We start from the raw sequence: 12,364 nt of genomic DNA on the forward strand, positions 1-12,364 counted from the left end.
CTTGTCCGAGCCCCGGCGCGGGGTTCGCTGTGGTGAATGCGTCGAGCATGATGCTCACTTCCTTTCCTGTCGCAGGCCCGGCCCGCCACGGCGTTTTGTCTGGGGCGGGCCGGGGATGCTGGGGGTGTTATTTCACGGCACCGGCGGTGATGCCCTGGGAGAGCTTGCGCTGGAAGATGACGAAGAAGATGATGGTCGGGATGATGCTCAGCAGCGATGCGGATGCCAGGGTGGTGGCTTCCATCGTGTGCTGTCCCTGGAGCGTGGCCAGGGCCAGCGGGATGGTCTGCACGTCGTCGCCCATCAGGAACGCCATCGGGATCATGTATTCGTTCCACGTCCAGACGAAGAAGAACACGAACAGCACGCTGATGGTGGGCCAGGAGATCGGCAGCACCACCTTGAGCAGCACCTGCCAGCGGGAGGCGCCGTCGATGGATGCGGCCTCGAGGATGGCCTGCGGGAACGTGCCGTACACGGAGGAGAGCAGGTAGGTGCCGTACGCGCTTTGGATGATGGTGAAGATGATGATGATCGCGAGCTTCGTGTTGTACAGCCCGGCGGCCTTGAACATGGTGTACAGCGGGTAGAGCAGTGCCTCCTGCGGCATCATGTTCGCCAGCATGATGGCCAGCACGATCCATGTGTTGCCTTTGACGCGGCCGATGCCTAGCGCGAAGGAGTTGAGCACGGACAGCACCACGGCGGCCACGGCGACGGTCAGGGAGATGATGAGGCTGTTGAGGAACTTCATCGAGAACTTCGTGGTGGTCCAGAAGGAGACGATGCCTTCCATGGTGAAGGTCTTCGGCAGACTCAGTGGGCCGGCTGCGTTATAGTCGACTTGCGTCTTGAAGGCGTTGACGGTCAGCACGAGCAGCGGGAACAGGACGATCAGTGCGGCGACGACCAGCAGGACCAGCGTCACCCAGTCGCCTGCCGAGCGGACGTGCTGCGTCTTGTGCGATGCCCTCTTCGCCGTTGCGGCGGTCATTGTCTGTGTCATGGTTCGATCCTCGATTTCGGAAAAATGCGATTCGGTGTTTTTGGGGGGTGTGGAGCGGCGTCGTGTCCTTGGAATCAGACCATGTTCTTTTCGACGCGCTTCTGGATGATGGTGAACACCACGGAGAAGACGATGATGACCACGGTCAGGGCGGTGGAGATGGCGGCGCCGTAGCCGACCTGCTGCACCTGGAAGAACTGGTTGTACGAGTAGTAAGACGGCACTGTGGTCGCGGTGCCCGGCCCACCCTTGGTCAGTAGGTAGACAGGGGCGAAGGTCTTCAACGCGCCGATGGTGGCGGTCAGGATCACGACGAGCAGTTCGGGGATGATGGACGGCAGGGTGACCACGCGGAACTTCTGCCACCAGTTGGCGCCGTCGAGGCTGGCGGCCTCATAGAGCTCGGGGTCGACGCGTTGCAGGCCGGACATGAAGATGACGATGGGGTAGCCGAGCTGGATCCACACGAGGATGAACATGAGGACCGGCAGCGCGCTGTCCGGGCTGCCGAGCCAGTTGTGGGTCAGCGATCCGAGGCCGATCTGTTCCAGGAGCGCGTTCACGGCGCCGTCTTCGGGGCGGAAGATCCAGCCCATGATGATCGCGGCCACGGCGACGGGCAGCAGCTGGGGCAGGTAGAACAGGGCGCGCAGGAAGGACGCGGTCTTGCCGCCGAACTTCTTCTGGATGACGTCGGTAAGTAGCGACGAGATGAACAGGCCCAGGATCGTGGGGATCACGACGATGGCGACGATGATCCAGAACGAGTTGAGGAACGAGATCCAGAACGTGGAGTCCTTGAACAGTCGTTGCCAGTTCTGCAGTCCGATGAAGCGCACCGGGCCTACGCCGCGCCAGCGGGTGAGGCTCAGGTAGATGTTCCAAACGAACGGGATGATGACGATGATGGCCAGGCCGAGGATGCCCGGGATCAGATAGGGAACGAAGCGCGAAGACCTGTTACCGGGAAGCCGTGAAAGCGCCACGTTATGGGCGTGCTTGGTGTTGCCTGCCATTGCTCTCTCCTTGGTGTGTGTATATGACGGGTGGATTGCTATGCGTGCGGGATTGGGATTGGTCAGGGGAGTGATGACGGGGCGTGGAAAAGGGACAAACCACGCCCCGCCATACGATTCATGGCCGCCGGGCGGCAATCAGTTCGAGAAGCCCATCTCCTCGACGCCGGAGTCGTACTTCGAGTGGATGTCCTTGAGCACGGCGGAGGTGTCCTTGGTTCCGTTCACCAGTTCCTGGAAGGAGGCGGGGATGGCGTCGGTCAGACTTGAGGCGGCGTAGTCGGGGTAGTAGCTGAGCTTGCTCTTGCTGGCGTAGGAGTCGTACTCCTCGATCATGTCCTTGCTCTTCTCGTCGGTGATCTTGTCCAGGTCGGCGGCGACCGGGATGCCGCCGACGTTGCCGAGGTAGTTCTGGACCTCGTCGGAGAGCACGTAATCGATGAACTTGGCGGACAGGTCGTGGTGCTTGGAGCGTTCGGGGATGACGAGCAGGTTGCCGGCGCAGCCGACCGCGAACTTGGATTCGGGCATGACGGCGGCCGTCCATTCGAAGCCGGTGATCTGCTTGGCGAAGCGGCCTTGGTTCCAGGTGCCGGTCTGGTAGATTGGGTATTCGCCCTTGATGAACGCTTGGGTGGTGTCCTCGGCCTTCATGCCGGTAGCGTTCTTGGAGATGAAGCCCTTGTCGAGCCATTCGCTGATGGTGTCCGTGGCGTTGGTGAGTGTCTTGGAGTTCCAGTCGACCTTGCCTTTGTACAGGTGCCAGTTGTCCATGAATGTGGAGTCGGCGTTCTTGGAGACCAGCTGCCACCACAGCCACATCACGCCGTATTCCTGGGCGTCGGCGGCGATTGGGGTCACGCCGGCATCCACGAACTTCTGGCAGGCGTCCATGAACTCGTCGTAGGTGGTCGGAATCTCGATGCCGTACTTGTCGAAGAGGTTCTTGTTGTAGTAGACACGCTGGAATTCGGCGTAGCTGCTCATGCCGTACCAGGTGTCGCCGCCCATGATGCCGTTCTCGTCGTACTTGGCGGTTTCGGCGTTCGAGCCGGTGACCTTCTCGTCCCAGCCGTACTGGTCGACGTAGTCGCCGAGGTCGGTGAGCAGGCCCATGGTGGACAGCACACCCGCTGAGCCGTTGCCGCGGTTGGATTCCATGAGGTCCGGGGCCTCGTCGGAGTTGAGGAACTGACTGCCGTTCTGCGCGATTTGGGTGAAGGACTTGCGTTCGAAGTTGATGGTGACGCCGGTCTCCTTCTTGAACATCTCGGCGGCCTTCTTCCAGGCCTGGGTCTGTCCGGCGTCCTCTTCCTCGTAGTACCAGAAGGACAGGCTGGCCGGGGCGCCTTCGTCCTGTGCGGTGTCGCTGCCGCACGCCGCGAGCGTGGTCACCGACATCGCCAGCACGGCCAGAGCTGCGATTCCTCGTTTGATGTTCATGGAATTCTCCTTTTCCTATTGGTTATTGCCATCGGCAACAGTTGTGGTGAAGATAATCGAAACGTTTCGATTAACGGGACAGGCGTCTGCGTCGACCCTTGGCGGGCCGGTCCGGGGTGGGCCGGCAGGTGTGGGTTACGGCCGGATTGTAGCCGATCGCGCCGTCGTAGGCGACGTGATCGGAATCGAAACGTTTCGACTATGGATATAAAGCATTGCAGGGGGATACGCGACCACCGGTCTCATGACTCATCCCCCTCGTTCAGGGAGCACACCGAGCCGCGGTCCTCGATTCTGGGCGGCACGAACTCACTTTCCGCTCCGATCGTGCGGCCGTCCTCGACTGCGGAGAGCAGCAGGCCCACGGCCTTGGAGCAGAGCAGCCTCGGCATCAGCGGTATCTCGGTGACCGGGTGGGCCACTAGCTCGTTCTTAAGGAACGTGCCGCAGGAGAGTATAGAGATGTCGCCGGGGATGTCGATTCCGCGGTTCTCAAGTTCGCGGGTCACCATGTTGAGCGTATCGGCATCGGCCTGGCTGATGATCGCGGTGGGGCGGGGAAGCGACTTCAGGAGGCCGTCCACGAAGGCACGCGCGTCGAACCGGCCGAACTCGTTCTTGGCCGACTCCGTGACGCGCATGCCCATCTCCCCGGCCCGCTCCAGCATCAGGCGGCGCAGCGTCAGCACATAGCCGGACTGGCGTTCGTAGTCGCGCTCGTTGTCGCGCAGCAGGATGACGTCGCGGTGCCCTTTGCCATGCAGGTAGCGCACCGCGAGGTCGGCGGCGGCGGGGAAGTCGATGTCCACGCACGCGCAGTCTCCCTTGCGGCTCGGATAGCCGATGGCCACGCAGGGCTTGCCGTACGAGCCGGCCTCGGCCACGCGCTCGTCGTCCTCTACGATGTCGAGCAGCAGCACGCCGTCGACCATGTTGCTGCGGGTCACACGGCGGATGTCGTCCACCGCATCCTCGCCGCTGAGCAGCAGCACGTCGTAGCCTGCGTTCCTCGCCTGCCGTGCCGTGTGCAGGAAGTACGCGTTGTACTTCGCCTCGTTGATGTCGCCGCGAATCGGCTCGCTGACAGCCAGGATCCGGTTGCGGATACCCCGCATCTTCTGGGCGGAGGCGTCCGGCGTGTACTGCAGCTCGCGGATGGCGTCGCGCACCTTGGCGGCGGTCTTCTCCGAGATCGCGCGCTTGCCGGACAGCACATAGGAGACCGTGCTGACCGACACCCCGGCCGCGTGTGCCACGTCCTTGATTCCAGCCATCATCGCCTCCTTTCCTGTGCTTTCGGTCGGCCTTCAGCGGCCGGCGTATGCCCGACATCATGCCATGTCTGCACGAGTGCGCATAGGTTATGTCTGTTGGTTTTCGCCGTTAGCGAACCGTCCAACATCACTGTCGAAACGTTTCGTTAGATTAGATTATTGCGTGCCCCTGCGGTTTTGTCAATCGCGCGACACGCCGATATGCGGATATCCGACGGACAGCTTGGCCCGGCTGTCCGGTCGTTCGATTCGACGCTTCGTGCTCTCGGCAAATTGAGTTGTGGAATGTGCAATGGCATGAAGCAGAATCCCGGAAACCACCGAGGATTGTTATTGCCCGTAATATGGTTGTGTCAGTTTTGTATGCGGGCCTCTGACAATGAATTCGCACTTACTTCATGCCGAACGAATCTAGCGCGTGCATTGCCGTTTTTCAATCAGAAACCGGGGCGGGAGGGCCATGAGGGTTCTTGCGATGATGGCAAATATGGCGATCGTGGCGGATGCGGATAGCTCGAGCGGAAATTAAAGAACCGGGCGGATTCTTCAGTTGGGTGTATAGAAAAAACGAAACAGCGGCACTCAGCGTACGTTCTTCACGAAACATGGCCTCATATCGCAAAAACCGTACGCTGAAAGTAACTCAGCGTACGGTTTTCACGAAAGCAGCCATCGGCTATCGGTCAGCCGATAGACCTCAGTCCTCAGTCCTCAGTCGCAGCGACCTTGGCGTCAGCCCCGGCCTTCTGCTCAAGGCCGAGCTTGGAGCGCTTGCGGCTGTAGCCGAAGTACACGATCAGGCCCAGACCGAACCAGACGGCGAAACGCACCCAGGTCTCCCAGTTGAGACCGGCGATGAGCACGAAGCAGAATACGATGGCCAGAATCGGGGTGACCGGCACGCCCGGCGCGCGGAAGCCGCGGGGCGCATTCGGCTGGGTCTTGCGCATCCATAGAATACCGGCCGACACGATGATGAACGCGGACAGCGTACCGATGTTCACCAGCTCGAACAGCACGTTGATGTTGATGAAGCCGCCGGCGAACGCGGTCAGCAGACCGAAGAACCAGGTGCCCTTGAACGGGGTGCGGTACTTCTCGTGCACGTGGCCGAAGAACTTCGGGAACAGGCCGTCACGGCTCATGGCGTAGCAGATACGGGATTGGCCGTACAGCTGCACGAGCATCACCGTGGTCATGCCGATGAGGGCGCCCAGGTTCACGATCACCGCGAGCCAGTTCATGCCGGTCTCCAGAATCACGCCGGCCACCGGGGCGTCGATGTACTTGGCGAACTCCTTGTAGGGCACCACGCCGGTCATGATCAGGGTCATGATGACGTAGAGCACGGTGGAAACGGCCAGGGACAGCAGAATGCCGCGCGGCAGCGTCTTGTTCGGGTTGATGGTCTCCTCAGCGGAAGAGGACACGGCATCGAAGCCGATGAAGCTGAAGAACACGATGGAAGCGGCCGGCACGATGCCGTACGGCTGGGTGGAGCCGGGCTGGAAAGTGTAGATGCCGTACGGGGAGAACGGCTGCCAGTTGGACGGCTTGACATACCACACGGCGCACACGATGAACAGCACGATGATGGCGAGCTTGATGAGCACCATCACGTCATTGGTGCGCTTGGTCTGGTTGATGCCGATGGACAGCACCCACGTGATGATCAGCACGATGACGAAACCGGGCAGGTTGAAGTAGGTGGTGACGTCCGGGTTGGTGCCGTAGGCGGCGGTCAGCTCGACCGGCAGGTGCAGGCCGAAGCCTTCCAGCAGTTTGTTGAAGTAGCCCGACCAGCCGGCGGACACTGTGGCCGCCTGCAGGGCGTACTCCAGAATCAGATCCCAGCCGATCACGAAGGCGATGAGCTCGCCGAACGCCAGATAGGCATAGGAGTAGGCCGAGCCGGACACCGGGGCCATGGCGGCGAACTCGGCGTAGCACAGACCGGCAAAACCGCAGCAGACGGCGGCCAGCAGGAACGATACGGACAGGGCCGGGCCGGCGGTCAGCGCGCCCTTGCCGGTGAGCACGAAGATACCGGTGCCGATGATCGCGCCGATGCCGAGCATCGTCAGATCGAAGGTGCGCATCGTGCGCTTGAGGGGAGTGGATTCGGCGACAAGCTGATCCATGCTTTTCTTACGAAACAGATCCATGTTCTTCTCTCATGAAATCTAGGATTATGGGGCTGAACCGGACGGATTTCCGGGATCCCGGCACGCCTCAACGCCGGGAATCAAAGGCGGCTTCCGAGAAACCGCATATCGGTCATTAGTGTACGACTGCCGGGCGAAAACAGACGATTGCGACTACACGTCACATTCTCGCGCAACAATAGGTGTCTATGAGCATGAACGCAGCACCTGAAATCGCATTCTCGTCCGAGCAGGGCAAGGCCAACTATGCGGCCGCCCGCCGCCAATACCCCGCACAGGCCATCGTGGACCTCAAAACCATGCGCGACAACATGGCCCACCTGGTCTCCGTGGTCGGCGGGCCCGCTTCCGGCACGGCGGTGATGGGTGTGGTCAAGGCCGACGCCTACGGCCACGGACTGCTGCCCGCCGCCCTGGCCGCGCTCGCCGGCGGCGCCACATGGCTCGGCACCGCGCAGTCGCACGAAGCGTTGCTGCTGCGCAAGCTCGGCATCGGCCCCGACCGCTGCCGCATTCTGACTTGGGTCTACAACGGCACCGAAGTGCCATTCGATGAGCTGATCGCTGCCGATATCGACGTATCGGTCGGCTCCCTGCCCGGCATCGATGCCGTGGCCGCCGCCGCACGCAAGCTCGGCAAGCCCGCCCGCGTACACGTCAAGGTCGATTCCGGCTTCGGTCGCAACGGTTTCACGCCGGCCGGATTCGACGCCGCGCTCGCCAAACTCGTGCCGCTCGCCAAAGAGGGCGTGTTGCATATTGTGGGTCAGTGGAGCCATCTCGCCGTGGCCGATTCGCCCGATGTGCCCGAATTCGTGTCCTCCACCGACCGCCAGATCGAAACATTCAAGGACTTCACGCGCCGCATGGAACAGGCCGGCATTCCGCCGGAGATCCGTCACCTGGCCAACACGGCGGCCACTTTGGACCGCCCGGAGATTCACTTCGAACTTACCCGCCCCGGCATCGGCCTGTACGGCTACGAGCCCGATCCCGCGATGGGCACCCCGCGCGACTGGCATCTGACCCCGGCCATGCGCCTGCAGGCGCAGCTCGGCACGGTCAAGGATGTGGAGGCCGGCCATGGCATCTCTTATGGCCGCACCTACCTGACCCCGGACAACACCTCGACCGCTATTGTGCCGCTGGGCTACGCCGATGGCATCCACCGCTCCGCTTCCGGTTTCGATATGGAAGGTGCCAAGCACGTGGAGAAGCCGGGCGGCCCGGTGCGCATCATGACCACTGAAGGTCCGAAGCTCTACCGCGTGTGCGGCCGCGTGTGCATGGACCAGTTCATCGTGGACCTGCACGGATCCGCCGCCGAACTCGGCGTTCACGAGGGCGACACGGTCGAACTGTTCGGCCCGGGCCGCGGCGAGGATTACGTTGAGCCTACCGCCGACGATTGGGCCCGCGCCGCCGACACCATCAGCTACGAGATCTTCACCTGCCTGCGCAACCGCATCCCGCGCCTTTACGAGCATGCCGCCGAAGTACTGCCCGCCGCCGACCTCGCCAAGCTCGACCCCGCCACGCTGCTATAAGGTGCATTACCGCCATACGGTGGCACCCCGTAATCCCTTCTTCCCGAATATGTGCCGTTGACATGTGCTGAGCGTCACATATTCGGGAAATCGGCCCCAATCTCCCGAATATGTGCCGTTGAGTTGACGTCAGTGGCACATATTCGGGAAGTCGGGATTACTGCGGCCGATATGTGTGCCTATGCTTGGAATATGGAAACGACTTTGGATGGGGAACAGGTGCTGAGCGATGAGGGCTACAGCGCCTTCGACGAGGAGCGATGGGCACCCGAGCCGCCCAAATCCAAGTCGCGCACGGCTTTCGAACGCGATCGCGCGCGACTGATTCATTCGTCCGCTTTGCGGCGTTTGGGCGCGAAAAGCCAGATTCTGATTGCCGGTACCGACGATTTCGCCCGCACCCGACTGACGCATACGCTGGAAGTCGCCCAGATCGGTCGCCAAATCGGCGCATTGCTCGGCTGTGATCCGGACGTGGTCGACTGCGCCTGTCTGGCCCATGACCTTGGTCACCCGCCGTTCGGGCACAACGGGGAGCGTGCGCTCGCCGACATCGCCGGCAATATCGGCGGCTTCGAGGGCAACGCACAGACCATGCGTATCCTGACCCGGCTCGAACCCAAGATCTTTCACCCGGACGGGCGTTCGGCCGGCGTGAACCTGACCCGTGCGGCCTTGGATGCGGCCGTCAAATACCCGTGGACCTTGGCCGAAGCCGACCGACACCCGAAGGGGGAGCGGTCGAAGAAATTCTGCGTCTACCCGGATGACGAACCGGTGTTCCGCTGGCTCAAAATCGGCGCGCCCCAGGCCGCCAAACCCATGGAATGCCAGATCATGGACCTTTCGGACGATATCGCCTACTCCGTGCATGACGTCGAGGATTCCATCGCCACCGGCGCGTTCGATCCGATTGTGCTCGCCGATCCGAAGATGCTGGACCACATCATCGAGCAGACGCGCGCATGGTATGGGGCGAAGTGGGATGCCGACAAGCTGCTGGCCGCGTTCATGCGATTGCGCCGAGAGCATTTGTTCCCTGCACATTTCAATGGTTCGCGCGAATCGTTGGCGCAGCTTAAGAACATTACGTCCGATTTGATCGGCCGCTTCTGCTGGTCGGTGGAGACCGCCACGCGCGACACGTATGGGCCCGGGCCGTTGACCCGGTATTCCTCGAACATCGTGATTCCCGAGAACACGAATTACGAGATCGTGGCACTGAAGGGCATCGCCGTGTACTTCGTCATGGCGCCTCGCGAGCGCGAGCCATTCCATCAGGAGGAGCTCAAGATCGTATCGGATTTGGTCGATGTGCTTATGGCCGATTCGCCGCTCCCATCCGACGCTTTGGAAAGCCAGTTCCTGGCCGATTGGAATGAATCCACCAATGACAACGAGCGCCTGCGCGTCGCCATCGATCAGGTCGCAAGCCTGACCGACAACTCCGCTCTGGCCCTGCACTCCATCTTGTGCTGAGGGCGTGTTGGGCGGGCGCTTCCCTCAGTCTCGCTGCGCGAGCCAGCTCCCCTCGGGTGAGGGGAGCTGTCGCTGTAGGCGACTGAAGGGAGTTTCGCGGAAGAAATGATAACCGACGGTAAAAATTTACCGTGTCTCAGGTGAGGCGGTACTCTAGAGACTTATGGTCGGAATGATTAAGAAAGAAGATGTCGAGAAGGTGCGCGCCGCCGCGGACCTGTATGACATTGTATCTGCGACCGTAACGCTTAAGCCCTCCGGCACCGGCACCTTCGTGGGCCTGTGCCCGTTCCACGACGAGAAAACCGGCAGCTTCAACGTGCGTCCCTCGCTCGGCGTGTGGCACTGCTTCGGCTGCGGCTTGGGTGGCGACGTATTCAAATACGTCGAACAATCCGAAAACATCGACTTCCGCGAAGCCGTGGAACTGCTCGCCGACAAGTACCATATCGAGCTGCACTACGAGAACAGCGGCAACGGCCCGGCGCGCGAGAACACCGGCTCCAAGCGCACGCGACTGCTGGAAGCCTGCGAGGAAGCCCAGCGCTTCTTCGTCTCCCAGATCTTGACCAAGGAAGCACTGCCCGCCCGCAAGCTGCTTGGCGGCCGCAACTTCTCCCAAGCTGATTGCGAACGTTTCGGCTGCGGCTACGCGCCGCAAGGCTGGGATAATCTCGTGCGCCACTTGGCCTCCAAGGGGTTTACGCAGAAGGAAATCCTCGACGCGGGCTTGGCCCGTCAAGGCCAGCGCGGCATCTATGACTATTTCCGCGGCCGAGTGACCTGGCCCATCCGCGATTCGACCGGCCGCACGCTCGGCTTCGGCGCGCGCAAACTATACGAAGACGATCAGATCGCCGCCAAATACATCAACACGCCGGACACGCAGCTCTACCGCAAAACCCAGGTGCTTTACGGCATCGATTTGGCCAAATCCGCCATCGTCAAGAAGCGGCAGGTGGTGATCGTCGAAGGCTATACGGACGTGATGGCCATGCACTTGGCCGGCATCGACACCGCCATCGCCACGTGCGGCACGGCGTTCGGCGCCGAGCACGCCAAGATTGTGCGCCGCCTGATCGCCGACGATTCGCTGGGCGCGGTCCAGCTGGTCGGGCCGTTGAAGGTCAAGGACCAGCCGTTGAGCTCGCGCATCGTGTTCACGTTCGATGGTGACGCCGCCGGCCAGAAAGCCGCGCTGCATGCCTTCGGCCTTGATTCGGCCTTCCTCTCCCAAACCTTCGTGGCCGTGGCCGACGACAATCTCGACCCGTGCGACCTGCGCATCGAGCGAGGCAACGAAGCAGTGCGTTCGCTGATCGCCCGCGCCAAACCGTTGTATGACTTCGTGATCGACGCCGCCATCAGCCGGTTCGACCTGACCTACACGCCCGGCCAAGTGGGTGCGATGAAAGCTGTGGCCCCGCTGGTGGCGCAGATTCGCGACCGCTCCCTATGGGACGCTTACGCGCGCAAGTCCGCGGGCCGTATCGGCGTGGATCTTGAGGTGATGCGCCGCGAGGTGATGAACGCGCGCCGGCAGATGCATGTACGCGATGAGGACGCCTACGCGCCCAAACGTCGATTCGAGCGTGACGAGCCGCGTGTGGAACCCGGCACCAACCCATACGCCAATCCGGCCACGCGCAAGGCGTTGGAGCGCCGTGACGCCGCCGAACAGGCATATTTCAAGATCGACGACGCCGTATTCATCGCCGAACAGCAGTTCATGGCCGTGCTGATTCAGGTGCCGCGCGCCATCGACCGCACCATGTTCGGGCAGCTGACCATCGACCATTTCATGACTTCGGTGTTCCGCACCCTGTTCCAGGCGATCGCGGCCGCCGGCGGACTGCCATCCGACGATACCCCGCAGGGGCTGTGGATGCACAACCTCACTAAGGCCGGCGGACCGATGCTGAATCAGGTGATCAACGAGCTGGCCGTCATGCCGTTGCCACTGCCTGGCGACGACGGTGGTAATGGCGCACAACCTCCGCAGTCGAACGTGCCTGGGGGAGTCGGCGGTGGTGCGGCCGCCGTGCAGCTACGCCCTGCCACGCCGGAAGAGCAGCGCTATGCCACCGAACTGCTCACCCGATTGTTGGACATGGGCTTCATGCGCCAGATCGGTTTGGCCAAACGCCGCATGGCCCAGCTGCCCGACGGCGAAGAGAAGATAACCCTCCTCGGCCAGATCACCCGCATGGAAACCGCCCGTAAAGACCTCCAAGCCCAAATCTACGGCAACACCGTTGGCTAGTAATCTCTCCCTCTGACGAGGGAGGTTACTGGCCGCAGTCGGGCGGGGCGAGAGAAGCGACGTCAGATATATCGCGCAGCATCGATGTCACATCAACTATTCGTTTGATATCAACTTTTTAATGACAAACGATAAATTATGGTATAATGCAAGTATGAGTTGCTTGGTTTG

8 protein-coding genes are annotated in these 12,364 nt (G+C 61.7%); 3 read left to right on the top strand and 5 right to left on the bottom strand.

Annotation, left to right across the window (positions count from 1 at the left end; translation table 11 throughout):
* Nucleotides 1-127: 127 nt before the first annotated feature.
* The 5 genes from Q5H31_RS07505 to Q5H31_RS07525 all read right to left on the bottom strand — a co-directional run bounded on the left by Q5H31_RS07505 (nucleotide 128) and on the right by Q5H31_RS07525 (nucleotide 6,904).
* Nucleotides 128-1,006: a carbohydrate ABC transporter permease gene (locus tag Q5H31_RS07505; RefSeq protein ID WP_065443827.1), complete on the bottom strand. Its 879-nt coding sequence runs from the start codon at nucleotides 1,004-1,006 to the stop codon at nucleotides 128-130.
* Between the two features lie 74 nt (nucleotides 1,007-1,080).
* Complete coding sequence (locus Q5H31_RS07510; protein ID WP_065443825.1) at nucleotides 1,081-2,022, bottom strand: carbohydrate ABC transporter permease; 942 nt, start codon at nucleotides 2,020-2,022, stop codon at nucleotides 1,081-1,083.
* Nucleotides 2,023-2,160: 138 nt separating this feature from the next.
* Complete coding sequence (locus tag Q5H31_RS07515; protein WP_080785231.1) at nucleotides 2,161-3,465, bottom strand: ABC transporter substrate-binding protein; 1,305 nt, start codon at nucleotides 3,463-3,465, stop codon at nucleotides 2,161-2,163.
* Nucleotides 3,466-3,707: 242 nt separating this feature from the next.
* Nucleotides 3,708-4,742, bottom strand: coding sequence for a LacI family DNA-binding transcriptional regulator (locus Q5H31_RS07520; protein ID WP_230309534.1), 1,035 nt, complete (start codon nucleotides 4,740-4,742; stop codon nucleotides 3,708-3,710).
* Nucleotides 4,743-5,443: 701 nt separating this feature from the next.
* The gene (locus Q5H31_RS07525; RefSeq protein ID WP_302457639.1) at nucleotides 5,444-6,904 is read right to left on the bottom strand and encodes an APC family permease; all 1,461 of its coding nucleotides are present in this window, start codon (nucleotides 6,902-6,904) and stop codon (nucleotides 5,444-5,446) included.
* 188 nt (nucleotides 6,905-7,092) lie between these two features.
* On the opposite strand from Q5H31_RS07525, the gene alr reads away from it, so the two are divergent.
* From alr to dnaG, 3 genes are all read left to right on the top strand, one after another.
* The gene (gene alr / locus Q5H31_RS07530; RefSeq protein ID WP_015512334.1) at nucleotides 7,093-8,451 is read left to right on the top strand and encodes an alanine racemase; all 1,359 of its coding nucleotides are present in this window, start codon (nucleotides 7,093-7,095) and stop codon (nucleotides 8,449-8,451) included.
* A gap of 192 nt (nucleotides 8,452-8,643) precedes the next feature.
* Entirely contained in the window at nucleotides 8,644-9,930 is a 1,287-nt protein-coding gene (locus tag Q5H31_RS07535) for a deoxyguanosinetriphosphate triphosphohydrolase (protein WP_032740616.1), read from the top strand.
* 163 nt (nucleotides 9,931-10,093) lie between these two features.
* Nucleotides 10,094-12,193: a DNA primase gene (gene dnaG, locus Q5H31_RS07540; RefSeq protein ID WP_008783130.1), complete on the top strand. Its 2,100-nt coding sequence runs from the start codon at nucleotides 10,094-10,096 to the stop codon at nucleotides 12,191-12,193.
* Nucleotides 12,194-12,364: the final 171 nt, after the last annotated feature.

This window comes from uncultured Bifidobacterium sp. (genome assembly GCF_959020155.1).
Classification (GTDB): domain Bacteria; phylum Actinomycetota; class Actinomycetes; order Actinomycetales; family Bifidobacteriaceae; genus Bifidobacterium.